Raw genomic sequence first — 25,616 nt, 5'->3', positions numbered from 1 at the left:
GAGGAGACCTGCCCATAGTACGAGAGGACCTGGGTGGACGAACCTCCGGTACGCCGGTTGTCACGCCAGTGGCACCGCCGGTTGGCTGCGTTCGGAAGGGATAACCGCTGAAAGCATCTAAGCGGGAAGCCCGCTCCAAGATAAGTATTCCCAGGAGTCTACGGACTCTGAGACCCCCCATGTAGAACACGTGGTCGATAGGCCGGACGTGGAAGCCCCGCGAGGGGTGGAGCCGACCGGTACTAACGGGGAAGCGCGACACACACAATCCCCTCAACCGAGGGGACGGCATCAACCACTCTTTCTGCGAATCACACGCGACACGGAGCAACCGTGACACGTCACAACACGAATCAACATAAGCGTCCACCATCCGGTCCCCAAACCACCAGCCCGAGGGGACACACGAGGCAGCGAGAACGCCTCGCCCCACAATTGAAGATTTGCGGCGGTCATAGCCCAGGAGAGACGCCCGGTCCCATTCCGAACCCGGAAGCTAAGACCTGGCACGGCGATGGTACTGCACCCGAGAGGATGTGGGAGAGTAGCACGCCGCCGCATTACACGTAGGAAGGCCCTTGGTCGAGCACAGCTCCCAAGGGCCTTTTCGCATATACGCACACCGAACACGCCCCCGCCGACGGGGGCTCCCGCGAAGCGGGCGGGGGTGGTCCCGTCCCGCCCCCTCAGCCCCCTGTTACCTGACGCTGATGCGTCCCAAGGCTATGGCGGTGGTCAGTACATAGGCCTCACGGGGGTTGGTCGCGTCCCAGCCGGTCGTATCGGCGGCGCGCTTCAGACGGTAGCGCACCGTGTTCGGATGCACGTTGAGCGTGCGCGCCGTGGTCTCCAATGATCCTCCGGACGAGAGGAACGTGGACACCGTCATCATCGTCGGATCGTCGGCGCCGTGGCCGACCAGTGAACCGTACACCACATCCACGAGTTCGCGCTGCGCATCATCATCGCCGAGCAGCGCGCGTTCCGGAAGCGCATCCTCGGCACGCAGCGGCGTGAGCATCCGTTTGCGCGCGAGCGTCGTCATCGCACCGGACTTCGCCGCATCCGCGGCCGGCTCTCCTGCGTCAGGCCGCCCGACCAGCGCGGGCGCCGCACGCAACGTCGTCAACGCGGCGACCAACGTCGCCTTCGCACCGGACACGCCGTGACGCACCGGTCCGAGGCACAACGGCGTCATCGTCACATCGAACGCGCCCACGACCGCCGTACACGTCACGTCGGGGCTGACCGCCGCCTCCACGCGGATCAGCGCGGCGACCACGCCGTCACGCACGCCGACCAGCGGCAGGCCGCCGCCCAGATCGACGACCGCCTTCGCCACGCCGCGCATCGTCGCCTCGACGGTGGCCGCAGGGCGTCCCGCGATCGCGAAACACGCGAATCCGCCGTCGAAACCGAGCACGCGCAGCAACGATGCGACGCGATCGTCGGACAGTCCGGACGTCAGGGATTCGAACGCGACGCGTTCCACGCGGGCGCGGGCCGAACCGTCACCATCGTCGGTTTCGGCGGCGCTCGTCAGCAGGTCCAGGAAATCAGTCATGTCTCCAGTGTAGTGAGTGCGGGCGCGGGGGAGGACCCCCTCAGTCGGCCTTCGGCCGACAGCTCCCCCTGAAAGGGGACGCAGGGAATCGGCGGTCAGCGGGTCTTGAAGTAGCGGAACAGGTGGCGTTCGCGGATCAGGAGCGCGCCGATCAACGCGCCCGTCATCACGCCCGCATATCCGGCTGCCGGAACGCGCAGTAGCGCGGTGGTAAGCACCGCCGCGTCGGTGGCCGTGTTCTCCAACCACGTCCATGTGAACTCCGCCACGCTCATCAGCGTCGCGCCGATCGCCCACGCGGCCGTCTCGACGAGGATCTGCACGACCATCGCCGGTTTCGGCACGCCGCAGTGCAATGCGGACGCGAGCTCCAACCGTCGCCGCCACACGGAGACGAATCCGGCGAGCAGCGCGCCCATGCCGGCCACGATCGGTGCCCACGTGGTGAGGCGCCCGCGGTACATCGCGGCCGTGTCGAACGTGCGTCCGAGCGACGTGTTCAACTGCGAGACCATCGGACGTTCCTGCGTGCCCGTCGCATCGCCGACCGTCGTGACGCGCAGCAACGATTCGATGTTCTCCGGAACCGGCCACGATTTCACCCAACATTGGTCGAACAGGCCGCCGTAGCCTGCGGGGACGGGCGTGATCGCCGCATACGAGTAGCCGCTCTGCCGCCCGTCGTCCGGCCACTCGTAGACGCCGGCGACGTCGAGCGTCCGCTCGTCGCGCAACGCGAGACGGCTGCCGGCGCGGGCGGCGAGCGGCGCCGCCGCCTCGCCCGACAGCCATACGCCGTTCACGTCGTCCAACGTCGTGGGCCGCGCCGCGCGCCCGCCCGTCGTGCTGTTGCGGAACACGCCGATCGCGCCCGGCGTCGCCTCATACGTGGGCACGCCGGTCGACGGCAATGCGGCGAACGTGAGTTTCGTCTGCGAGGCGCGCGTCGCACCGGCCGCGATGACGCCGTCGAGCGAGGCGAGACGGTCGCACGCGGTGCCGTCGATGCGGCCCGTGTACGTGATGACGGTGGTGGAGCCGCCCGCGGCGACGAACGCGTCCGCCTCACGCTGGATCCGCGTGACCGCCATGAGATCCGCGCCCGCGCACAGGAGCATCAGCAGCGCGAGCGTCATCGCCATCCCGCACGCGTGCGACGTGCCGGTCGCGAGATTGCGCACGGCCTCGTCGAGGATGCCGGCAAGACGCATGCGGGGACGGGACGGCTCGCGTGACCGTCGTGTCTGCTTTTGCGGTTGTCGTCGCGACTGCTTCGGCTCGTTCATGATGATGCCCTCCTGCTGCCGGTTACGGCCGGTCACTGCCAGTCGCCGAGGTCGATGAGGTCGGTGCACGCGTCGCGTGTACGCGGATCGTGCGTGGCGACCACGACGATCGCGCCGCCGAGCGACAACGCGTGGAGACGCTCGTTCACGGTGGCGGCGGTGGTGAGGTCGAGTTGGGCGGTCGGCTCGTCGACGAGCATCAGGTCGGCGCCGCTGGCCACGCCGCGGGCGAGCATGAGCCGCTGCGCCTCGCCGCCGGACAGGTCGCTGAACGGCTTGAAGGCGAGCCGCGTGAGACCGAACGCGTAGAGGAGGTCCAGCGCGTGCGATTCGGCGTCGTGACGGTTCTCGCCGCGCGCGATGAACGGGAGCGCCACATGGTCGAGGGCGCTGCGGCGGGCCACGCCGTGCGGGTTCTGCAGCACCCAGTTGACGCGGTCGCAGCCGATGCGTTCCACCGTGCCCTGCGCGGGCGCGGTCCAGCCGGCGATGATCGACAGCAGCGTCGACTTGCCGGAGCCGGACGGACCGGTGAGCGCGTACACGTGCCGGGGGAGCAGCGTGACGGTGAGATGACGGAAGAGCATGTCCTCGCCGGTCGGATCGAAGGTATGGCCCACGTCGGTGAGGACGACGCGCTTCGCGGGGGTGATGGAGGCGGTGGTGTCGGTGACGTCGCTGGTATCGGTGTTCATGGCGCTACTCCCGGCACGGCTTGCTGGTGGTGGGGGCGACGTCGACCGTGGTGAACGGGTCGACGCCGTCGGGCGAGACCATCGTCTTGCCGAGCTGCGAGGCGATGATCGTGACCGGCGTGGGCTCGCCCTTGACGCTCACGCACGCGGTGCCGCCCGACATGCGGTAGAGCGCGGACGGCGGCACGGTGATCGACTCGATCGGATTCGCGAGACGCCACGTGAACGAGACCTGGAGCGTGCCGCCTTCGCCGGTTCCCGTGCCGCCGCCGGTGCCGGTTCCGGCGCCGCCGCTGCCGCCGGTGCCGGAACCGCCGCCGAGCGAGGCGAGGCGGTATTCGGTGCTGGCGGCGATCGCGGCGAGCACCGCCGCGTCGGTGAGTTCGGTCGTGCCGGCGGCGACGGGGAAATCCTGGCCGTTCACGGTGAGGATATGGTCGCCGGCGACCGCGCCCGACGACTGCGTGGATGCGGATTGGGATGCGGATTGCGAGCCGGACTGGGATACGGGCAACGTGGCCTTGACGGGCGCGCCGGACGTGGCGAACAGGTCCGCGCCCTGCGTGGCCTGCCGGCCGACCGCGATCCTGCAGTCGGCGACGGTCACGGCGGCGGCGGGCAGCCAGATGAAGAACGAGGGGTCGATGGCCCAGCCGTCGTCTTTCGTGATACGGCGCGCGCCCACGTCGCCGGCGAGCGTGTTGTAGGCGACGATCGAATCCCAGACGAACCAGTCGGAATCGGGGGCGGCGTAGCCGAGCGTGCGCAATGCGTCGTTCAGCGCGCGGGCGTCAGGTCCCTGCGTGCCGCTTGCGAGACGGCGGTACGGCGGGGTGGCGGTGTTGAGCGCGAGCAGGGGGACGGCGTCCACGGCGATCGGGGTGCTTCCCGATGCGACGGTCGCGTTCGTCGCGCAATCCGACGAGGTGACCGTGCCGGATACGGGCGAGGTGACGGTCGCGGAGGCGCCGAGCGTCAGCGTGAGCTGGACGGAACGGGAATCGTCGAAGCGGGTGGACGCGACCGTCATCGAACCGGCAGGCGTGGAGGATTCCAATGACTGGGGGATGCGCGAGCGGGTGAGCAGGAACCCGCCGGCCACGCCCGTCGACAGCAGCAGCGCCGCCAGCAGGACGATCACGGAGACGGTGACGCCGGCGCGGGCTGGCTTGGACGTGGTGACGGAGGAGGAGGTCTTGGAGGTCGTCTTCCTGCGCATCGTGGGTGCCTCCTTGCTGATGTGGTCGATTCCACTGTATGGCGTTCCGGGTGTCCACCAGGAGGGGATACGTCATCCGGAGGACGACATCATCTCCTGACCGGCCGGCTTAGCCGGTCAGGATTGACATTGGCGAAGTTTGCTTTGGTAGGAGGTATCGTTGCTCTTCTCCGCGGAGAAGGGACCGGATTGGTCGGCGAGATCGGTGTCATAGTCGTTGACCGTGTAACCGCCATCCACGAGCCCCTGCTCGATGAGACAGGTGACGATGGTCTTGCGGATGTCCTTGTTGTCCGGATTCATCTGGACCGAAGCGACCAGACCTCGGATGGCCGCGCCGTCGGAGGAGGTGATGCCCATGTTCCGCCCGCTTCCCGTGATGCTTCGTTGCAAGACCATGTTCGCAGACGGGAGACGTAGCGGGAAGCGAAGATGTAATCCACAGGACGACGGACGGGCCCGGCACGCGGATATGCCTATGCGCCTATGGGCGGGCTCCGACGGCAGCGACGGTGGCGTCGGAGCCCGTGCTGCGCGAATCGCGGTGGAAGGTGAGGCAGAGGAAAGCGAAGCAGAAGGCGACGGGGAGCATGTGGCGTTCGAAGTTGTTCGCCGGCGCGGTGATCATCACGCCCATGAGCAGCAGCAGCGGCAGATGCCAGGCGAGCGAGCGCCACCGCTTCAGGATCACCTCGGCCGCGCCGATGAGCAGCGTCAGGATCACATAGAAGTTGCCGTGCGTCACCCAGCCGAGCACCGGGATCGCGCCCCACGAGTCGGCGAACGTGGCCACGCGTTCGCGCCAATCATGGTTGACGTATCTGAGCCACGTCGAGTTCTTCTGCACGTAGTCACTGTCCACGTAGTAGTTCATCGACACGTACGGCAGATCCGCGATGTCGAAGTAGCCGTAGCATTTCGCCATCAGCGCGTCCATCGCCACCACCGGGTTCGCCTTGACGATCTCGAGCCACGCCTTGTTGAAGTTCTTCATGTCGTCGGGTTTGACGGAACGCCAACGGTAGCTCACCTTCTTCGACTGGATGCCGGAGGATTTCACCGGGTCCGCGTCCTGCGGGAAATACGCGTCGGCCATCTGGTCGAGGTTGAAGACGGGCGCGAGCTCCTCGCGCGCCGATTCGGGGATCGTCTCCGGTGCGCGTTCGGCGACGCGGGCGATCATCTGCAGTTGCACGCCGTGGCTTTCGATCGGGTCTCCGCCGATGATCGCGCCCGACGAGATCGCCATCGAGATACCGCCGTGGATGAGGATCGTCGGCAGGAGGATCGCGACCACGTAGGTGGCCCAGCGTCGGCGGTCGGCGGCGATGGCGAGCACGAACTCGAAGAGCAGCACGTACCACGCGTACTTCGCGGAGATTAGCATGACGGCGTTCGCCGCCGTGAACGCGACGAGCGTGCGGCGGGGGAGACGGAGGATGCGGGGCTTGGTGATGCGGGACCCCCTCAGTCCGCCTGTGGCGGACAGCTCCCCCTCCCGGGGGGAGCAAGGGGATGAGGCGGCTTCTCGTGGGGAGCAAGGGGATGAGCGGGAGGCGTCGGTGAGGGCGTGGAGCTCGTACCAGAAGCCGAACGCCCAGAGGAACGCGAACGCGAACAGCGGGGATTTCGTCAGCGAGATCGTCGAGAACACGGCCAGCGGGCAGACGAGGAAGAACACGACCACCGCGAGCCGCACGCCCGCATGCGCCGCCTCTGGCGGCAGTGCGGGGCGCACGCCGCGTTCGGGACGGGCGAACGCGCGCGGGCGGAATCGGCTGCCGCGCTCCGGATGCGCGAAGTCGCGTCGGGCCGTGCGCACGTCGGTGCGGCGCATCCACGGCAGGTTGAGGAAGCGGTGCGCGGTCGCCGCCGTGCAGCAGACGGCGAACAGGAACTGGGCGGCCGCAAGCGCAATCACGCCCCAATCGTTCGACCCGGTGAGGTACCGGCTCGCGGCCATCGTCGAACCGTAGAACAAAGTGAGCACGATGTTGTGCTGGTCGGTCAGATACGTCGGGTCGGCGGGCCACAGGTAGTGGGCGGTCGGGTAGATGTCCATCGGGGCGAACGAGAAGAAGCCGATGTACGGCTGCTTCAAGCCGGTCCACTGGTTCCACGCCCAACTGAACTCGCGCGCCTGGCTGCGCAGATCCGCGCCGAACGCGGCGAGCAGCGTGGCCGGCGCCCACAGCCAGCCGACGAGGAAGACGGTCCACAGCTTCCAGCGACGGTCGGTGAGACGCACGATCCAGCGGGAGAGGAACGCGTGCGCGTGCGCCGCGGTCGTGCGTATGCGGGCGCACCACCGCGCGCGGCGGGGGACCGTCGAAGCCGCGTCGGGATCCTTTGCGGATGGCGTGAGGGCCTTGGGTGTGGTGCCGTCGGAGTCGGCTGTGGTGTTCGGGACGGCGTCGCCGGATTCCGTGTCGGCGGGGATTCCGGAGTGACGCCGGCGTAGCCGTTCCGGCAGGATGCGCCGCGGCGTGCGCTCGCCGGTCGCACGGTCCGTATGCCAGCCGAGCGGCGGTTCCTGCCTGCCCACGCGCACCAGCACGACGATGATGGCCATGTAGATGACGAAGGCGAGGATGCCGTACAGTGCGTTCAGCCAATTGAACGAGGCGATCGAGGAATCCGCCCAGTACAGCGGTCCGACGGCCGTGCACCAGGAGAGCCACAGCACCGCCGCCACGGCCAGCGTCCACCGTGCCGTCGAACCGATGCGGTCGATGATGCGGCCGCGGCGCGGTACGGAAGCGGATGCCGTGGCCTCGCCCGTCGCGCTCGCCGTCGTGGTGGGGGGATTCGCTGTGACGTCACTCATAGGACGGTATTCTACAATCGCGTTCACCTCACTCGGTCGGTTGCGCCGACCGTCTCTCCCTCCGCCGGCTTCGCTGGTGTCTCCCTCGTCAGAGGGAGACGGGCGGATGCGTGGCGGGAGGGCTTGGGGTAGGCGGGGCGTATGGTGGTGGGCATGATTTCACTGTTGAAGGTCGCAGCATCGGAGCTGGAGAATACGAGGCGCACCGCGGACAAGGTCGTATCGGTCGCGGATATGGATTCGACGCACGCCGAGGCACGGCGCATGCTCGAGCGTGGCGAGGTCGTGCTGGAGCGTGGCGAGGGGGAGCTGCCGGTCACTGTGATCACCGCCGACTATCTGAGCAACGCGCTGGTCAGGTTCGGACGTCAGTGGATCATGGCGCCGGGCAAATCGTTGGCGGCGACGTTCGTGAGCGTGATTCCCGAAAGCGTCGCGGACGATGAGATGGTCAACGGATGGCTGGCGATGATCGCCGAACTCTCCCTGCTGGACGCGTTGGAGGGGGCGGTCGACGACTGCGGCGCCCGCCCGTACGACGATGAGTGCGGGTTCCAGCTCAAATGGCCGAATGACCTGTACTGCCATGGCTTGAAGTTGGGTGGCACGGTCGCCGAGGTGATGCCCCTACACGGGGATCTTGAGCGCCGGGCCATCGTGTTCAGCGCGGGATTGAATCTGTTCATGCCGGCCGACCATCTGCCCACGGCCCAGGCCACGTCGCTGCAGATGAACGTGGGGCCGCTGCCGCCGGTCGACGAATTGCGTGACCTCATCATCGCTCGGTACGTCGAGTCGATGCGGTCGAGATTGGAGGCGTTCATCGCCGCGCCGCTCGTGCAGGCGGGACGTCTGCGCGCCGAGATGCGCCATGTGTGTTGGATGATGGGACGCACCGTCGACGCGCAGCTCATCGACGGCAGCGCCGTACACGGCGAGGTGGTCGCGTTGAACGACGACGCGTCGATCAGCGTGCGTACGAGGGATGGTGAAGTGCGCGCCCTCCTCGCCAGCGAAGTGGGCTTGCTGCAATGATGAACGGTTCACGATTCTCCCGTACGGGAGAATCGTGAACCGGAAACGCGCATTCTCGCACACGCGGAGTGCGTGAGAACGGCGAAATATCAAGGAAGCCCATGTTCGAACGAACATGGGCTTGGTTCACGATTCGAGCAGGTCGGGAATCGTGAACCAAGGGCGCTCACAGACGGGCCAGGCCGGCGGCGACGAGGGAGGCGACGGAGGCCTTGACGACGTCGCCGATCACGAAGCCCATCGAGGCGATGGCGACGGCGGCGATCGGAGCGCCGGTCAGCGCGGACTGGACGAGGAAGCCGAACGCGTAGACGACCGCGACGCCGCCGAGAATCGCGGCTGCGAAGTAGCGCAGCGCGGTGAGGAACGTCGCCTTGGCGCCGGTGCCTGCCTTGCCCTTGAGCAGGGCGATGACGACCACGCCCGGCAGGAAGCCGAGCAGGAAGCCGGCGCTCGGTCCGACGAGCGCCATCGTGGAGGCGCCGCCGGCGAACACCGGCAGGCCCGCCGCACCGGCCGCGAGATACGCGGCGACGGCGGCGCCCGCCTGACGCCACGTGAGCATGAGGCCGGCGAGCATCACGACGAACGTCTGCAGCGTGATCGGCACCGGCGTGCCGGGGACCGGGATCTCGCCCGCGGCGGCGGAGACCCACATGAGCACGGCGAACAGCGCCGGCTTCCAGGAGACGGCGGCGATGCGGCGAAGTACGGGGGTGGCCTGCGACTTGGCGGCCTGCGTGGGGGTATTGGACTGCATGATGATGGTTCCCTTCTCGAGGAGTACGGCCGGGGCGTGCCTGCCCGTCGGACGTTGACACTGAGCATAAAACCGTCAGGCTACGGTGACGTTTGTGGAAGGTAACAAAAGATGACGCCGTAATTTGTAGACGATTTGATTGAAAACGTCAGTTTTGGAGGGCAGAATCTGACGCTATGGGGCAATCCGTCAATAAACTGTTGATCGCCAATCGTGGCGAAATCGCTCTGCGCGTGGTCAGGACCGCGCGTGAAATGGGCATCGTCACGGTGGCCGTATACGCCGAGCAGGATCGAGGGTCGCAATACGTCGATCTGGCCGACGAGGCGTACCTGCTGCCCGGCGACACCTACCAGGACACCTACCTCAATGAGGACCTGCTCATCGACATCCTGAAGCGCTCCGGCGCGGATGCCGTGCATCCCGGCTACGGGTTCCTGTCCGAAGTGCCGTCCTTCGCCGCCAAGGTCGAACAGGCCGGCGCGATCTGGGTCGGGCCGCACCACACCGCGCTCACCGAGCTCGGTGACAAGATCACCGCGCGCCGCGTCGCGATGCGCGCCAAGGTGCCGCCCGTGCCCGGCCTGTCCGAATCGGTCAAGGACATCCGCACACTGCTCGACTTCGCGCACACGCACGGCTACCCGATCATGATGAAGCGCACGGACGGCGGCGGCGGGCACGGCATCACCGTCGTGCGCGACGACGAGGAGCTGCGCCGCTTCTACACGAACCATGACGCGCTCGAAGGCGGCGACCTCGACGAATACTTCATCGAGAAGTTCATCGACAAGGCGCGTCACGTCGAAACGCAGTCCGGGCGCGACTCCCACGGCGACTTCACCGTCTACTCCACGCGCGACTGCTCGCTGCAGCGGCGCAACCAGAAACTCGTCGAGGAGGCGCCCGCGCCGTTCCTGACGGACAAGGTGACCGAAACGCTCAAGGAATACTCCCGCCGCCTGTTCGAAACGGTCGGCTACACGGGGCTCGGCACCTGCGAGTTCATGGTCACGCCGAACGGCAAGGTCTACTTCCTCGAAGTGAACCCGCGCCTGCAGGTCGAGCACACCGTCTCCGAAGAGGTGTGCGGTCTCGACTTGGTGCGCGAACAGCTCAACATCGCCGCCGGCGGTCATCTCACGCCCGCGCCCGAGCCTCGCGGCCACAGCTTCGAACTGCGCATCACCTCCGAGGACCCGGCCACGAACCTCACGCCGTCCTCCGGCACGCTGGAACGCATCGTGTGGCCGTCCGGCCCCGGCGTGCGCATCGACACGGGCGTGGCACAGGGCGACACCGTCTCCCCGAAGTTCGATTCGATGATGGGCAAGGTCGTCGTCACCGCGCAGGACCGCGCCGCCGCCGTGGCGCGCGTGCGCCGCGTGCTCGACGAGACGGTCATCGAGGGCGTGCCGACGCCGATCCCGCTGTTCAAGGAGATCTTCCGCGACGACGCGTTCACCGCCGAGCACGGCCACGCGTTCGACGTGAGCACGAAATGGCTGGAACGCACGTATCTCGACCGTGAGGCGAACGCGGCGCGCGGCGGGCAGCCGGCGTCGCTCGCCGGTGCCGCCGGCGCGGACGCGAAGGTCGCGTCCGAGACGTTCGTCATCGAAATGAACGACAAACGCGTCAAACTCACCGTGCCGCTCGACATCGTCGAAAACCTCACCGGCGGCGCACGGGCGCGCGGCGCGAAACGCCCCACGCAGCCGTTGCGCGGTTCCGGCGCGCACGCCGGAGCCGGCACGACGCGCGGGCCGGTCGACGACGGCGCGAAGTCCGGCATCATCGCCGCGCCGATGCAGGCCGTCGTCACGCGCATCAACGTGGCCGAAGGCCAGGACGTCGCGAAGGGCGACCTCATCGTCGTGCTCGAATCGATGAAGATGGAGAACTACGTGTACGCGCCGGCCGCGGGCACGGTGACGAAGATCTTCGTCGGCCCGGCGGACGGCGTCGAAGCCGGCGACACGCTGGTCACGCTGGACGTGGTTGGGGCGTCCGGCTCGGCCGGCGACGTGGACCACAAGGACAAGGAGGCCGCGGAATGACCGACATCGTGGAACTGCCCGCCGTGCGCGACGCCGTGAAGCAGGGCGGCGAGCGCGGCGTCGCCGCCGGGAACGGCCGGCAGCCGCTGCGCGCGGCCGTCGTCAAGGCCGCCGAACTCGCACGCGACGCCGAACGTCGCGCACGCGACAAGCAGCACGCCAAGCACAAGAAGACCGCGCGCGAACGCCTCGACCTGCTGTTCGACACCGGCAGCTTCGAGGAGATCGGCCGCTTCCAGGGCGGTGACATCAACGCCGGGAACGCGGGCGCGGCCGTGATCTGCGGCTTCGGTCTCGTCTACGGGCGCAAGGTCGCCGTCTACGCGCAGGACTTCTCCGTCAAGGGCGGCACGCTCGGCACCGCGGAGGGCGAGAAGATCTGCCACCTCATGGACATGGCCATCGCGCTCAAGGTGCCGATCGTCGCCATCGTCGATTCGGGCGGCGCGCGCATCCAGGAGGGCGTCGCCGCGCTCACCCAGTACGGGCGCATCTTCCGCAAGACGTGCGAGGCGAGCGGTTACGTGCCGCAGATCTCGCTCATCCTCGGGCCCTGCGCGGGCGGCGCCGTCTACTGTCCGGCCCTGACCGACCTCATCATCATGACGCGCGAGAACTCCGACATGTTCGTCACCGGACCGGACGTCGTCAAGGCCGCGACCGGCGAGACCATCTCGATGGCCGACCTGGGCGGCGGCGAGGTCCACAACCGCAAGTCGGGCGTCGCGCACTACCTCGGCGCCGACGAATCCGACGCGATCGACTACGCGCGCACCGTGCTCGCCTACCTGCCGTCCAACTGCGACGAACAGCCGCCGGTCTACGCGTACGCCGCCACGCGCGCCGAACGCGAGACCGCGAAACGACTCGCCACGCTCGTGCCCGACAACGACCGCCAGCCGTACGACATGCTCGACGTGATCCGCTGCATCGTCGACTACGGCGAGTTCGTGCAGGTGCACGAGCTGTTCGCCGCGTCCGCGCTCGTCGGATTCGCGTGCGTCGAAGGCCGGCCGGTCGGCATCGTCGCGAACCAGCCGAACGTGAACGCCGGCATCCTCGACGTGGACTCCTCCGAGAAGATCGCCCGGTTCGTGCGCCTGTGCGACGCGTTCAACCTGCCCGTCGTCACGCTCGTGGACACGCCCGGCTACAAGCCCGGTGCCGAACAGGAGCACGCGGGCATCATCCGCCGCGGCGCGAAGGTCATCTACGCGTACGCGAACGCGCAGGTGCCGCTCGTCACCGTCGTGCTGCGCAAGGCGTTCGGCGGCGCGTACATCGTGATGGGATCCAAGGCCATCGGCGCCGACATGAACTTCGCGTGGCCGAGCTCGCAGATCGCGGTGCTCGGCGCGGCCGGCGCGGTGAACATCATCCACCGCCACGACCTCGCCAAGGCCAAGGCGTCCGGCAAGGACGTGGAGGCGCTGCGCGCGAAGTACATCGCCGACTACGAGGAGACCACCGTCAACGCGAACCTCTCGCTCGAACTCGGGCAGATCGACGCGATGATCGACCCCGAGCAGACGCGCGAGGCGATCGTCGCCTCGCTCGCCACGCTCGCCACGAAGCGGCGTGTGCGTGCGAACGACAAGCACCACGGCAACCAGCCGCTCTGACCGGCACAACAGACTTACGCAACAGAAGAACACAGACAAGGAACCAGCAATGAGCACATTCTTCCTCGATCAGCTTTCCGCGGGCGAGACGCCGCACGCGCTCGCCTTCGCCGGCCAGTCCACGCCGTGGCCGGTCGCGCTCGCCGACCAGACCACCGATCCGACGCTCGCCGAGGCGCTGCACGCGCACGCCGACGCCGCCTACACGAAGCTCACGCCGGTGAACGCCGACCTGCTCGCCACCACCGGACGCCCGGTAGACCTGTTCGGATTCACGCCGAACCCGGCCCGCCTCGGCGCGGCCGCCGACGCCACCGCCTCCGTCGAGGGCATCGCCCTGACCCAGCTCGGCGCGCTCATCGACCTCGAACACCTCGGCTACACGCTGCCCGCCGCCAAGCCGGCCGTCGTGCTCGGCCACTCGCAGGGCGTGCTCGCCGTCCACATGGCCAAGGCCATCGAACAGGCCGGCTCCATCGAGGCCGCCCACGACCAGATCGACGAGATCCTCGCCACCGCCGCTCTGATCGGCGCCGCCGGCACGCGCGCCGCCCGCGAACTCGCCCTCAACCCGCTGCACGGCGAGGCCACGCCGATGCTGTCCGTGCGCGGCGCCACCCGCGCCCAGGTCGAGACGCTCGCCGCCCGCGTCAACAACCCGCGCGGCCCCATCGCCATCGCCGTGACCAACTCGGACGACCACCACGTGATCTCCGGATTCCCGGACGACCTCGCCGCCTTCGCCGTCGAAGTCGCCAAGGAGCACAAGAAGCAGGCCGCCCTGCGCGAGGAGAAGGTGCGCGGCGGCGCCGTGTTCGCGCCCGTGCTCGAATACCTCGACGTGACCCTGCCGTTCCACTCCCCGCTCATGAAGCCCGCCGTCGACCAGACGGTCGCCTGGGCCGAGGCCTGCGGCTTCGACACCGACCGCGCCCGCGCGCTCGCCGAGGAGGTGCTGCTCAACCACGTGGACTGGGCCGCCCGCGTGCGCGAGGCCCTGACCGGCACCGATCCGGCCAAGCTGTGGATCATGGACATGGGCCCGGGCTCCACGCTCGGCAAGCTCATCGGCAACGTGGTCGAAGGCACCGGCGCGGGCGTCGTCGAGGCGACCACGCTCGCCGAGCGCGCCGCGCTCTCCACGCTCGATCCGGCCGAGGCCGAGACGCGGCGCACCCAGAACTGGAAGGCGTTCGCCCCGCGCGTGGCGGTGACGCCCGCCGGCGACCGTCTCGTCACCAAGTTCTCCGAGCTCACCGGCAAGCCTCCGGTGCTGCTGCCCGGCATGACCCCCACCACCGTCGACCCGGAGATCGTCGCCGCGGCGGCGAACGCCGGCTACTGGGCGGAGCTCGCCGGCGGCGGCCAGGTCACCGCCGAGGTGTTCGACCGCCACGTCGCCAAGCTCGAGAAGCTGCTCGACGAAGGCCGCACCGTCGAATTCAACGCCATGTTCATGGACCGCTACCTGTGGAACCTCCAGTTCGGCTCCTCCCGCATCGTGCCGAAGAAGCGCGCGTCCGGCGCGCCGATCGACGGCGTCGTCGTCTCCGCGGGCGTGCCCGAGCTCGACGAGGCCGTGGCGCTCGTCGCGCAGCTCAAGAAGGACGGCCTGCCGTACGTGAGCTTCAAGCCCGGCACCGTCGACCAGATCCGCCAGGTGATCCGCATCGCCAAGGCCGTCGCCCCGACCGTCATCCTCATGCAGGTCGAAGGCGGCGCCGCCGGCGGCCACCACAGCTGGGAGTCGCTCGACGATCTGCTCACCTCCACCTACGCCGAAGTGCGAGCCTGCGACAACCTCGTGCTCGTCGCCGGCGGCGGCATCGGCACGCCGGAACGCGCCGCCGACTACCTGTCCGGCCAGTGGTCGCGCGCCTACGGCCTGCCCGACATGCCGGTCGACGGCGTGCTCGTCGGCACCGCCGTGATGACCGCCAAGGAGGCGCACACCAGCCCCGAGGTCAAGCAGCTGCTCGTCAAGACCCCCGGCATCACCGCCGAGACCGTCGCCGCGTCCGGCGCGGCCGACGACCCGTTCGCCCCCGCCGGCGAGCGCTGGGTGCCGTCCGGCAAGTCCGTGGGCGGCGTCGCGTCCGGCCTGAGCCACCTGCACGCCGACATCTACGAGGTGGAGAACGCCTCCGCCGTGTGCGGCCGTCTGCTCGTGCGCGTCATGAAGCACCCCGAGGAGCTCCAGTCCCGCCGCGACGAGATCATCGCCGCGCTGGACCGCACCGCCAAGCCGTACTTCGGCGACCTGGCCTCGATGACCTACCTCCAGTGGGCGCAGCGTTTCGCCGACCTCGCCTACCCGTGGGCGGACGACACGTACGCCGACCGCTTCCTGCACCTGCTGCACCGCATCGAGGCCCGTGTGGCCGACGTGGACTCCGGCGAGTTCGATTCGAAGCTCGACGTGACCCGCGACGATGTGATCGCCGATCCGGCGCCCGCGCTCGAGGCGCTGGCCGCCGTCTACCCGCAGGCCGCCGAGCTCAAGGTCACCCCGGCCGACGAGGCGTGGTTCCCGGTGCTCGTGCGCGAATACCCGAAGCCTATGCCGTTCGTGCCGGTCATCGACAACGACCTGCTGCGCTGGTGGGGCCAGGATCAGCTCTGGCAGTCCGAGGATCCGCGCTATTCCGCGGATTCCGTGCGCGTCATCCCCGGCCCGATCTCCGTGGCCGGCATCACCACCGTCGACGAGCCGGTGGCCGACATCCTCGGCCGCTTCGAGAAGGCGGCGCTGGAACGCGCGAAGGAATCCAACGCCGTGACGGAGGACGAGTACGCGACGCTCGGCGAGGCCGAGAACGCCGAGGACTTCATCCGCAAGTCGCCGAACATCTCCTGGGTGGGTCATGTGACCGACAACCCGGCCTACGGCACCCCGCTCGGTGACAAGAACTACGAGATCCGCGCCGTGGACGCCGCGAACGGTGAATACGACCTCGACATCCACCTCGACACGTACTGGGACAACGATCCGGACGGCGGCAAGTCGAAGCACGCCGTGCGCGACATCGTCATCCCGCTCACCGTGCCGGCCGACGCGACCGGCGGCATGCCGATCGTCAACCGCGAACGCCTCATCCCGGACGTGTACGCGATGCTCGCCGCCACCGCCGGCATCGGCAACACCGCCATCACCGGCGATGAGCTGACCGCGATGCCCGAGATTGTGGAGGCGACTGGCGAGGATGTCGCCGCCGGCGAAGCGCCGTATGGCGTCGCGCACGCCTCCTACACGTTCTCCGCGAACCTCGGCTACGACCACGAGGCGGCGACCGGCGGCGCCCTGCCGGGAAGCCTCAGGGCCTCCCGCATCGCGCCCGACGCGCTCGTCGGGCCCGCCTGGCCGGCGATCTACGCGGCGCTCGGCTCCGTGTCCGTGAACGGCTACCCGGTCATCGAAGGCCTGCTCAACGCCGTCCACCTCGACCATCTCATCGAACTCGAACAGACCGAGGACGAACTGCTGAAGCACGTGGGCGAGACCGTCACGCTCACCTCCTGGGCCGAGGACTACTTCGAGTCCGCGTCCGGCCGCGTCGTCACCATCCACGTGACCCACACCGCCGCCGACGGCACGCTGCTCGCCCGCGAGACCGAACGATTCGCGATCCGCGGCCGCGTCTACTCCGACGCGCTGCCCGCCGACGCGCCGGAATACGGCGACACGAAGCACGACGAGATCGAATCCACGCCGCGCCGCCTGCTGCGCCGCGTCAAGGTGACCGCGCCGAACGACATGACCGCGTTCGCCCGCACCTCCGGCGACTTCAACCCGATCCACACCTCCAATCGCGGCGCCGCGATCTCCGGCCTCGCCGCGCCGCTCGTGCACGGCATGTGGCTGTCCGCCACCGCCCAGCACGCGGTGCAGGCGGCCGACGAGAGGGGCGCCCACTACGAGATCGCCGGCTGGACCTACAACATGTACGGCATGGTGCAGCTGGACGACGAGGTCGAGATCTCCGTCGAACGCGTCGGCAAGGTGCGCCACGGCGGCATGGCCCTCGAAGTCACCTGCCGCATCGACGGCCAGCTCGTCTCCCGCGGCACCGCCCTGGTGCGCGCGCCCGAGACCGCGTTCGTCTACCCCGGCCAGGGCATCCAAAGCCAAGGCATGGTCCTGGACGAGCGCGCCAAGTCGCCCGCCGCCCGCGACGTGTGGGAGCGCGCCGACAAGCTCACCCGCTCCAAGCTCGGATTCTCGATCCTCGCCCTCGTGCGCGACAACCCGAAGGAGCTCACCGCCAACGGCGTCACCTACCGTCATCCGGAAGGCCTGCTCAACCTCACGCAGTTCACGCAGGTCGCGCTCGCCACCGTCGCATTCGCGCAGACCGCGCGCCTGCGCGAGGCCGGCAGCGACATCTGGCCCGCCTACTTCGCCGGCCACTCGCTGGGCGAATACAACGCGCTCTCCGCGTTCGCCGGCGTAATCCCGCTGGAGACCGTGCTCGAACTCGTGTTCCACCGCGGCTCCACGATGCACCACCTCATCCCGCGCGACGCGCAGGGACGCTCCAACTACCGCATGGGAGCCCTCCGTCCGAATCAGTTCGGCGTGGGCGACGATGGCGTGAAGGCGTACGTCGAATCCGTGTCCGAGAAGACCGGCGAGTTCCTGCAGATCGTCAACTACAACCTGGCGGGCGCCCAGTACGCGGTCGCCGGCACGATCGCGGGCCTCAAGGCCCTCAAGGAGGACGCGAACCGCCGCGCCAAGGAGGCGGGCGGCAAGCCGGCGTTCATGCTCGTGCCCGGCATCGATGTGCCGTTCCACTCCACGCTCCTGAGGAATGGCGTGCCCGAGTTCCGCGACAAGCTCGACGCGCTGCTGCCGGCCCACATCGACTACCGCGGACGTCTCGTCGGCCGCTACATCCCGAACCTCGTGGCCGTGCCGTTCGAGATGACGCGCGAGTTCGCGGCGAAGATTCTCGAGGTCGTGCCCTCCGAGCGCATCCGCGAGGCGCTGGAGAACCCGGCCGTGTGGGATTCCTACGCGGCGGACGACCAGAAGCTTGGCCGCCTGCTGCTCACCGAACTGCTCTCCTGGCAGTTCGCATCCCCGGTGCGCTGGATCGAGACCCAGTCGCTGCTCTTCCGCAAGGCCGCCCAGGGTGGTCTCGGCGTGGAGGAGTACGTGGAGGTCGGCCTCGGCAACGCGCCGACCCTCGCCAACCTCGGCGCCAAGACCCTGCGTCTGCCCGAGTTCGCCGGTGCCGACGTCACCGTCTACAACGTGGGCCGCGACGAAGGCCGCGTCTACATGACGGATTCGGACTCGCTGACGAGCGAGGACGAATCCGTGGCTGAGGCGTCAAACGGACAGTCCAGTGGACTGTCCGTAGGCGAAGTTGCACGCGACAGCGTGCAAGATCACGCCGCCCCCGCCGGAGGCTCGGCCGTCGCCAAACTCGGTTCGGACTCGCTCCCGCCGGCGGGAGCTGGCGCGCAAGGCGCGACTGAGGGTGGTCGCGACGCCAGCCCCGCGCCGCAGACGTCCCCCTCGACGGAGGCCGCCGCCGCTCCCGCCGCTCCCGGTCCCGTCGCCGACCTGCCGTTCAAGGCGGCCGACGCGATCGGCGTGCTCATGGCCTACTCGGCCAAGGTGCGTCTCGACCAGATCGGCGCCTCCGACACCACCGACACGCTCACCAACGGCGTGTCCTCCCGCCGCAACCAGCTGCTCATGGACATCAGCTCCGAGCTGGGCGTGGCCAGCGTGGACGGCGCCGCCGAGGCGACGCTCACCCAGCTCGCCCAGATCGTGAACAAGGCCGCCCCGAACTACAAGCCGTTCGGCCCGGTCCTCTCCGACGCGATCCGCGACCGTCTGCGCGCCCTGTTCGGCGCGGCCGGCGTCAAGCCGGCGCACATCCGCGAACGCGTGACCGGCGTGTGGCAGCTCGGCGAGGGCTGGGTTGCCGCCACCACCGCCGCGCTCCTGCTCGACACCCGTGAGGGCTCCAGCTCGCGCGGTGGCGACCTCGCCAAGCTGCCGACCGGTGCCGCCGCCAACGCGGCCGCCGCCGACAAGCTCATCGACGACGCGGTCGCACTCGTCGGACAGACCAAGGGCGTGGCCGTCTCCAAGCCGTCCGCGGGTGGTGCCGCGGGTGGTGCCGTGGTCGACTCCGCCGCGCTCGACGCGTTCGCCGAGAAGGTCACCGGCGCCAACGGCGTGCTCGCCGCCACCGCGCGCTTCGTGCTGAACGAGCTCGGCGTGGCCGCCCCGGCGCCCGAGGCCGGCGAGGACGAGAACGCGGCCGTCGTCGCGGCCGTCAGCGCCGAACTCGGCTCCGACTGGCCTAGCCAAGTAGAGCCCCGCTTCGACCAGAACAAGGCCATTCTCTTCGACGACCGCTGGGCCTCCGCCCGCGAGGACCTTGCCCGCGCCTACTACGAGGGCGACGCCGGCACGCTCGCCGGCAGCTTCACCGGCCTCGGCAAGGCCGTCGCCGACGAGGCCAAATGGTTCGCCGCGAAGACCGACGAGGAGACGCTCAAGTCCGTCTTCGCCCGCATCGCCTCCGAGGCGCTCGAACCCGCTTCGTCCGACGCGCAGGCCTCCCGCTTCGCGGGCGACGTGGCCGTGGTCACCGGCGTGAGCCCGAACTCGATCGCCGCCCAGGTGGTCGAGGGTCTGCTCGCCGGCGGCGCCACCGTGATCGCCACCTCGCACAGCTTCAAGCCGTCCGTCAAGGCGTGGGCGAAGCAGGCGTACCGCGAGCACGCCACCGGCGACGCCAGGCTGTGGCTCGTGCCCGCGAACCTGTCCAGCTTCCGCGACGTGGACGCGCTCGTGGACTGGGTGGGCAACGTCCGGAAGAAGACGACCGGCGCGACCACCACGATCCTTAAAGACGCCTACGAGCCGACCCTGTTCTTCCCGTTCGCCGCCCCGCCGGTGCACGGCACGCTCGCCGACTCCGGCGAACTGTTCGAATCGCAGGCGCGCCTCATGCTGTGGGGCGTTGAGCGCGCGATCGCCGGACTGGCCCGCATCGGCGCCGACACCGACGTGCAGCACAAGCTGCACGTGGTGCTGCCCGGCTCGCCGAACCGCGGCGTGTTCGGCGGCGACGGCGCGTACGGCGAGGTCAAGTCCGCATTCGACGCGATCGTCAACCGCGCCCGCGCCGAGCGCGACGCCTGGTCGGACCGCGTCACCTTCGCCCACCCGAAGATCGGCTGGGTGCGCGGCACCGGACTCATGGGCGGCAACGACCCGCTCGTCGCCGTCGTCGAACGCCACGGCATCCACACGTACTCGACCGCGCAGATCGCCGCCAAGCTGCTCGACCTGTGCACCGCTGACTCGCGTGCCGCCGCGGTCAAGGCCCCGCTCGACGTGGACCTGACCGGCGGTCTCGGCTCCGAGCCGATCGACATCAAGGCGCTGCGCGCCGAGGCGGAGGCCGACGCGGCGGCGCAGTCCGATTCCGACCGTGACAGGCTGGAAACGGATGGTGCTACGAAGAGTCCGCTGGACTCTTCGCTTGACGCGCCCTGTGGGCAGCGAATCAAGGCGCTGGAAACGGATGGCGCTACGAAGAGTTCACTGGACTCTTCGCTTGACGCGCCCTGTGGGCAGCGAATCAAGGCGCTGCCCACACCTCACGTGCCGCACCAGCCGCATGTGGATCTTGCCGACTGGGCGAACGTGACCGCCCGTCCGGAGGACGAGATTGTCATCGTGTCCGTCGGCGAGCTGGGCCCGTGGGGCTCCGGCCGCACGCGCGCCCAGGCCGAACTCGGCATCCACCCGGACGGCACCGTCGACCTCAACGCCGGCGCCGTGCTCGAACTCGCGTGGAACATGGGCCTGCTCACCTGGGCCGACAGTCCGAAGCCCGGCTGGTATGACGCCGACGGCGAGCTCGTGCCCGAGGAGGACATCGCCGAACGCTACCACGACGAGGTCGTGGCCCGCTCCGGCATCCGCCCGTTCGAGGAGGGCATGGGCGACGACTACAAGGACGGCGCCGACGAGGAGGAGGCCGAGGTCTACCTCGACCACGACGTCACCTTCTCCGTGCCGAGCGAGGACGTCGCCCGCGAGTACGTCAAGCTCGACGAGGCCCACACGTCCATCGCCCGCGACGACGAGTCCGGCGAATGGAACGTGACCCGCCACGCCGGTTCGATGATCCGCGTGCCGCGCCGCGCCGCCATGACCCGCACGGTCGGCGGCCAGTTCCCGAAGGGCTTCGACCCGGTCAAGTGGGGCATCCCCGCCTCGATGGTCGGCGACGTGGACCGCATCGCCCTGTGGAACATCGTCACCACCGTGGACGCGTACCTGTCGGCCGGATTCAACCCGGCGGAGATCCTCCAGGCGATCCACCCGTCGCTCGTCGCCTCCACGCAGGGCACCGGCTTCGGCGGCATGGCCTCGATGCGCAAGCTCTACCTCGACCGCTTCCTCAACCACGAGATCCCGACGGACATCCTGCAGGAGGCGCTGCCGAACGTCGTCGCCGCGCACGTCATGCAGAGCTACATCGGCGGCTACGGCAACATGATCCAGCCGGTCTCCGCCTGCGCCACCGCCGCGGTGTCGCTGGAGGAGGGCGCCGACAAGATCGCGCTCGGCAAGGCCGACTTCGTCGTCACCGGCGCGATCGACGACATCGGTGTGGAATCGGTGATCGGCTTCGGCAACATGAACGCGACCGCCAACTCCACCGAGATGTACGGCAAGGGCATCGACGCGCGCTTCTTCAGCCGCGCGAACGACCGTCGCCGCGGCGGCTTCCTGGAATCCCAGGGCGGCGGCACGATCCTGCTGACGCGCGGCGACATCGCGCTCAAGCTGGGTCTGCCGGTCGCCGGCGTGATCGGCTTCATCCACTCCTACGCGGACGGCGCCCACACGTCGATCCCGGCCCCGGGCCTCGGCGCGCTCGCCGCCGGCCTCGGCGGACGCGACTCGAAGCTGGTCCACGACCTCGCGAAGCTCGGCGTCACGCCGGACGACATCGCCGTGGTCTCCAAGCACGACACGTCCACCAACGCGAACGACCCGAACGAGTCCGAGCTGCACAACACGTTGGCGCACGCCATCGGCCGCACCGACGGCAACCCGCTGTTCGTCATCTCGCAGAAGACGGTCACCGGGCACGCGAAGGGCGGCGCCTGCATCTTCCAGGTCAACGGCCTGACGCAGCTGTTCGCCTCCGGCGTCATCCCGGCGAACGCGGCGCTCGACTGCGTCGATCCGAAGCTCGCGAAGGACGACCACATGACCTGGCTGAGGAAGCCGCTGCGCATCGGCGGCGGCGAGGACGTGTTCGGCCGTTCCGCGGCCGGCAAGCCGGTCAAGGCCGGTCTCGCCACGTCGCTCGGCTTCGGCCATGTTTCCGGCTTCGTGGCGCTCGTGCACCCCGGCGCGTTCGAGGCGTCCGTCGCGAAGGCGGACGGCGAGGCCGCGCTCGAGACGTGGCGCGAACGCGCGAACGCCCGTCTTGCCGCCGGCCAGCGCCGACTCGAGGAGGGCATGATGGGTCGTGCCGCGCTGTACGAGCCGATCGACAACCGCCGCTTCCGCGAGGACGGCACGCGTCTCGCCGGCGGTGGCCGCTACGACGCCCACGAGGTCGAGAAGGCCATGCTCCTCGACCCGGACGCGCGCCTGAACGCCTCCGGCTACTTCGAGGCGTGACGCCGGTGACGTCACCGGTTCGCTCAGCCCGAATGAAGTGAGTGATAGGCTCTCTCCCAAACGGGAGGGAGCCTATCCGCGTGTTCTGGAGGTCGGTATGCCGGTGCTTGGTCTTGGTCATGACGTGGTCGACGTCGCGGCGTTCGCGGAACAGCTCGCGTTGCCCGGTTCGCGTATGCGAGCGCTGTTCTCGGTGCGCGAGACGCGGCAGGCCACAGGCCGTGCGGCGGGCAAGCATGACGGCGAGGCCGTGCATCTCGCCGCGAAATGGGCCGGCAAGGAGGCGGTCCTGAAGGCGTGGTGCGAGGCCGTGGGGGAGTGGCCGTTGCCGTATACGATCGACGATTTCCCCTGGTCCGGCGTCGAGATCCTCGATGATGCGCATGGCCGCCCGCACGTCGCGCTGCGCGTCGATGTCGAGGCGGCGCTGTGCGAATCGGTGTCGTCGCCAGTATCCGGCGAGGCGGCGTACGGCAGGGAAGCTCCGGTCGACGAGGTCTTTGCCAACGGGATCTCTGCCGATGGCAGCCATGTCGCCGGTGTGGCGTCCGCCTGTGGTCCGGGCGTTTCCCGGTTCCGGCGTGCCGCTTTCCGCTGGCATGTCTCCCTCACCCACGACGCGGGCATCGCCTCCGCCGTGGCGATACTCGAAGCATGATGCGATGCACGCACGATGCACGCACGATGCACGCACGATGCACGCGCGATACGTGCGCGGTAGGCGTGCAAGCGCTGTTACCCTTGATTCAGCATGGTTCGAACCGGTTTGACACGCCGGTTATCGAACCGGTTTGATAACGCGCGTGCGCGACGGTACACTGAAACACGTCATCGGAACACAACGAAGCACCGACGCTAAAGGAGATCCCAGATGGCCGAAACCACCGCAACCAAGTCCGCCCCCGCGACCGACGACGTGTTCGCCGCGCGACTCGCCCGCCATCACGACGAATTCGAATCCCTCTTCCGCATGCTCTACGGCGACTCTCCGGAGCTCGCCGTCTTCGAGCGTGCCATGGCCGAAGCCTACGCCGAACGCCCCGCCGACCTCAAGAAGCTCGACATCGAGCGCGAGAAGGACCCGGAGTGGTACAAGCGCGGTGACATGTTCGGCATGACCATGTACACCGACCTGTTCGCGGGCGACTTGAAGAAGCTCGCCGGCAAGATCGACTACCTCAAGGAGCAGAAGCTCACCTACCTGCATCTCATGCCGCTGCTCAAGATGCCCCACCCGGACAACGACGGCGGCTACGCCATCGAGGACTTCGACACCGTCGATCCGCTGCTCGGCTCCAACGAGGACCTCGCCGCCCTCACCAAGAAGCTGCGCAAGGCCGGCATCAGCCTCTGCCTCGACTTCGTGATGAACCACACCGCCTCCTCCCACCGCTGGGCGAAGGCCGCCGAGGCCGGCGACCCCGAATACCAGGACTACTACTTCTGCTACGACGACCGCACCATTCCCGACCAGTACGACGCCGTCGTCCCGCAGGTCTTCCCGAACACCGCGCCCGGCAACTTCTCCTGGAACGAGAAGATGGGCAAGTGGGTCATGACCCAGTTCTACCCGTTCCAGTGGGATCTCAACTACCGCAACCCGAAGGTCTTCACCGCGATGATGACCTCCGTCATGCACCTGGCGAACCTCGGCGTCGAGGTGTTCCGCCTCGATGCGGTGCCGTACATCTGGAAGCAGTTCGGCACCAACTGCCGCAACCTGCCGCAGGTCCACACCATCGTGCGCATGATGCGCATGATGCTCGAGATCGTCTGCCCGGCCGTCGTCCTCAAGGGCGAGGTCGTCATGGCCCCCAAGGAGCTCGCCGCCTACTTCGGCACCCCCGAGCGCCCCGAATGCCACATGCTGTACAACGTGTCCATCATGGTGAACCTGTGGGCCGCGCTCGCCAGCGGCGACGTGCGCCTGCTCAAGCGCCAGGCCGACAAGCTCAACGCCCTGCCGGACAACTGCTGGTTCGTCAACTACCTGCGCTGCCACGACGACATCGGCTGGGGTCTCGACGAGGACGAGGAGGTGCGCCTCGCCATCGACCCGCTCAAGCACAAGGAGTTCCTGTACCACTTCTACGAGGGTGCCGTCCCCGGCAGCTGGGCCATGGGCGAGCTGTACAACTACGACGAGGCCAGCAAGGACGCCCGCAGCTGCGGCACCGCCGCGTCCCTGTGCGGCGTCGAGAAGGCGATCATCACGCACGACAAGCCCGCCTACGAGAAGGCCATCGACCGTGACCTGCTCCTGCATCACGCGATGGCGTTCCTGCGCGGCTTCCCGATGCTCAACTGCGGCGACGAGATCGGCCAGCTCAACGGCTGGGACTACAAGGAGGATCCGGACCGCGTGGCCGACAGCCGCAACCTGCACCGCAGCAAGTTCGACTGGAAGAAGGCCGCCGAACGTCACACGGCCGGCACTCTCCAGAACCGCCTGTGGGAGGGCATGGAGTCGCTGCGCGAGATGCGCGACGACCCGTGCTTCGCCCCGGACGCGTGGGTGACCACGTGGGACACGCATGATGACGCGATCCTCGCCGTCGTCCGCAAGGCGGGCGAGCGCACGATCATCGGCCTGTTCAACTTCACCAACGCCGACACGTACGCCGTGCTCGACAGCACCGCCGACGTCACGCTCCCCGAGCGCGTCGATCTCAAGCCCTACGAGACGAAGATCGTCGTCGTCCACGAGTGAGCCATCCCCGAACCGTCGCCGTGGAGTGAGTGACGCCACAAGCGCCCCTCCACGACGTACCATCACCGGCATCATGCCCTGTTCCTCTCGGGCATGATGCCGTCCCACCTGTGGCCCCGGCCGCGCGGATCCCCTTCCCCGCACGGCCGGGGCCAT

The 25,616-nt window shown here is 68.6% G+C and carries 12 protein-coding genes, 2 rRNA genes and 2 pseudogenes; 9 read left to right on the top strand and 7 right to left on the bottom strand.

Annotated features, from left to right (window positions below):
• Both AC1AYR_RS11020 and rrf read left to right on the top strand, forming a co-directional pair.
• Nucleotides 1–266, top strand: a 23S ribosomal RNA gene (locus tag AC1AYR_RS11020); the annotation flags it as partial.
• A gap of 178 nt (nt 267–444) precedes the next feature.
• Nucleotides 445–561, top strand: a 5S ribosomal RNA gene (rrf, locus tag AC1AYR_RS11015).
• A 136-nt stretch (nt 562–697) separates the two neighbouring features.
• On the opposite strand, the gene AC1AYR_RS11010 is transcribed toward rrf, so the two are convergent.
• From AC1AYR_RS11010 to AC1AYR_RS10985, 6 genes are all read right to left on the bottom strand, one after another.
• Nucleotides 698–1,564 carry a PucR family transcriptional regulator gene (locus tag AC1AYR_RS11010; RefSeq protein WP_476511828.1) on the bottom strand — a complete coding sequence of 289 codons (867 nt, stop codon included), beginning with the start codon at nt 1,562–1,564 and terminating at the stop codon, nt 698–700.
• Between the two features lie 95 nt (nt 1,565–1,659).
• Complete coding sequence (locus AC1AYR_RS11005; RefSeq protein ID WP_476511829.1) at nt 1,660–2,850, bottom strand: hypothetical protein; 1,191 nt, start codon at nt 2,848–2,850, stop codon at nt 1,660–1,662.
• A gap of 32 nt (nt 2,851–2,882) precedes the next feature.
• Entirely contained in the window at nt 2,883–3,545 is a 663-nt protein-coding gene (locus tag AC1AYR_RS11000) for an ATP-binding cassette domain-containing protein (protein WP_476511830.1), read from the bottom strand.
• Between the two features lie 4 nt (nt 3,546–3,549).
• Nucleotides 3,550–4,764 carry a hypothetical protein gene (locus AC1AYR_RS10995; RefSeq protein ID WP_476511831.1) on the bottom strand — a complete coding sequence of 405 codons (1,215 nt, stop codon included), beginning with the start codon at nt 4,762–4,764 and terminating at the stop codon, nt 3,550–3,552.
• A gap of 117 nt (nt 4,765–4,881) precedes the next feature.
• On the bottom strand, nt 4,882–5,163 hold the full coding sequence (locus AC1AYR_RS10990; protein ID WP_476511832.1) for a hypothetical protein: 282 nt from the start codon (nt 5,161–5,163) through the stop codon (nt 4,882–4,884).
• Nucleotides 5,164–5,248: 85 nt separating this feature from the next.
• On the bottom strand, nt 5,249–7,591 hold the full coding sequence (locus AC1AYR_RS10985) for a DUF6020 family protein (RefSeq protein ID WP_476511833.1): 2,343 nt from the start codon (nt 7,589–7,591) through the stop codon (nt 5,249–5,251).
• Between the two features lie 153 nt (nt 7,592–7,744).
• On the opposite strand from AC1AYR_RS10985, the gene AC1AYR_RS10980 reads away from it, so the two are divergent.
• Nucleotides 7,745–8,626, top strand: a complete 882-nt coding sequence (locus AC1AYR_RS10980) for a biotin--[acetyl-CoA-carboxylase] ligase (protein WP_476511834.1) — start codon at nt 7,745–7,747, stop codon at nt 8,624–8,626.
• A 166-nt stretch (nt 8,627–8,792) separates the two neighbouring features.
• On the opposite strand, the gene AC1AYR_RS10975 is transcribed toward AC1AYR_RS10980, so the two are convergent.
• Nucleotides 8,793–9,386, bottom strand: a complete 594-nt coding sequence (locus AC1AYR_RS10975; RefSeq protein WP_476511835.1) for a biotin transporter BioY — start codon at nt 9,384–9,386, stop codon at nt 8,793–8,795.
• Between the two features lie 176 nt (nt 9,387–9,562).
• On the opposite strand from AC1AYR_RS10975, the gene AC1AYR_RS10970 reads away from it, so the two are divergent.
• From AC1AYR_RS10970 to AC1AYR_RS10945, 6 genes and pseudogenes are all read left to right on the top strand, one after another.
• Nucleotides 9,563–11,446, top strand: coding sequence for an acetyl/propionyl/methylcrotonyl-CoA carboxylase subunit alpha (locus AC1AYR_RS10970; protein WP_476511836.1), 1,884 nt, complete (start codon nt 9,563–9,565; stop codon nt 11,444–11,446).
• Nucleotides 11,443–13,068, top strand: a complete 1,626-nt coding sequence (locus AC1AYR_RS10965; RefSeq protein WP_476511837.1) for an acyl-CoA carboxylase subunit beta — start codon at nt 11,443–11,445, stop codon at nt 13,066–13,068. Before AC1AYR_RS10970 ends, AC1AYR_RS10965 begins: the two co-directional genes overlap by 4 nt.
• Before the next feature lie 49 nt (nt 13,069–13,117).
• A pseudogene (locus tag AC1AYR_RS10960) lies at nt 13,118–18,515 on the top strand (fatty acid synthase subunit beta domain-containing protein); the annotation flags it as partial.
• A gap of 113 nt (nt 18,516–18,628) precedes the next feature.
• Nucleotides 18,629–22,750, top strand: a pseudogene (locus AC1AYR_RS10955) (beta-ketoacyl synthase N-terminal-like domain-containing protein); the annotation flags it as partial.
• Nucleotides 22,751–22,847: 97 nt separating this feature from the next.
• Nucleotides 22,848–23,408 carry a holo-ACP synthase gene (locus tag AC1AYR_RS10950; RefSeq protein ID WP_476511838.1) on the top strand — a complete coding sequence of 187 codons (561 nt, stop codon included), beginning with the start codon at nt 22,848–22,850 and terminating at the stop codon, nt 23,406–23,408.
• Nucleotides 23,409–23,621: 213 nt separating this feature from the next.
• On the top strand, nt 23,622–25,460 hold the full coding sequence (locus AC1AYR_RS10945; protein WP_476511839.1) for an alpha-amylase family protein: 1,839 nt from the start codon (nt 23,622–23,624) through the stop codon (nt 25,458–25,460).
• The last annotated feature ends 156 nt before the right edge of the window (nt 25,461–25,616 follow it).

The organism is Bifidobacterium sp. LH_417, assembly GCF_056357035.1.
This window is presented reverse-complemented; position numbering and strand designations above follow the sequence as displayed.

Bases quoted from the DNA above. Each gene is read 5' to 3' on its own strand.
- AC1AYR_RS11010 (WP_476511828.1), bottom strand. From the start codon at position 1,564: ATGACTGATTTCCTGGACCTGCTGACGAGCGCCGCCGAAACCGACGAT.
- AC1AYR_RS11005 (WP_476511829.1), bottom strand. From the start codon at position 2,850: ATGAACGAGCCGAAGCAGTCGCGACGACAACCGCAAAAGCAGACACGA.
- AC1AYR_RS11000 (WP_476511830.1), bottom strand. From the start codon at position 3,545: ATGAACACCGATACCAGCGACGTCACCGACACCACCGCCTCCATCACC.
- AC1AYR_RS10995 (WP_476511831.1), bottom strand. From the start codon at position 4,764: ATGCGCAGGAAGACGACCTCCAAGACCTCCTCCTCCGTCACCACGTCC.
- AC1AYR_RS10990 (WP_476511832.1), bottom strand. From the start codon at position 5,163: ATGGTCTTGCAACGAAGCATCACGGGAAGCGGGCGGAACATGGGCATC.
- AC1AYR_RS10985 (WP_476511833.1), bottom strand. From the start codon at position 7,591: ATGAGTGACGTCACAGCGAATCCCCCCACCACGACGGCGAGCGCGACG.
- AC1AYR_RS10980 (WP_476511834.1), top strand. From the start codon at position 7,745: ATGATTTCACTGTTGAAGGTCGCAGCATCGGAGCTGGAGAATACGAGG.
- AC1AYR_RS10975 (WP_476511835.1), bottom strand. From the start codon at position 9,386: ATGCAGTCCAATACCCCCACGCAGGCCGCCAAGTCGCAGGCCACCCCC.
- AC1AYR_RS10970 (WP_476511836.1), top strand. From the start codon at position 9,563: ATGGGGCAATCCGTCAATAAACTGTTGATCGCCAATCGTGGCGAAATC.
- AC1AYR_RS10965 (WP_476511837.1), top strand. From the start codon at position 11,443: ATGACCGACATCGTGGAACTGCCCGCCGTGCGCGACGCCGTGAAGCAG.
- AC1AYR_RS10950 (WP_476511838.1), top strand. From the start codon at position 22,848: ATGCCGGTGCTTGGTCTTGGTCATGACGTGGTCGACGTCGCGGCGTTC.
- AC1AYR_RS10945 (WP_476511839.1), top strand. From the start codon at position 23,622: ATGGCCGAAACCACCGCAACCAAGTCCGCCCCCGCGACCGACGACGTG.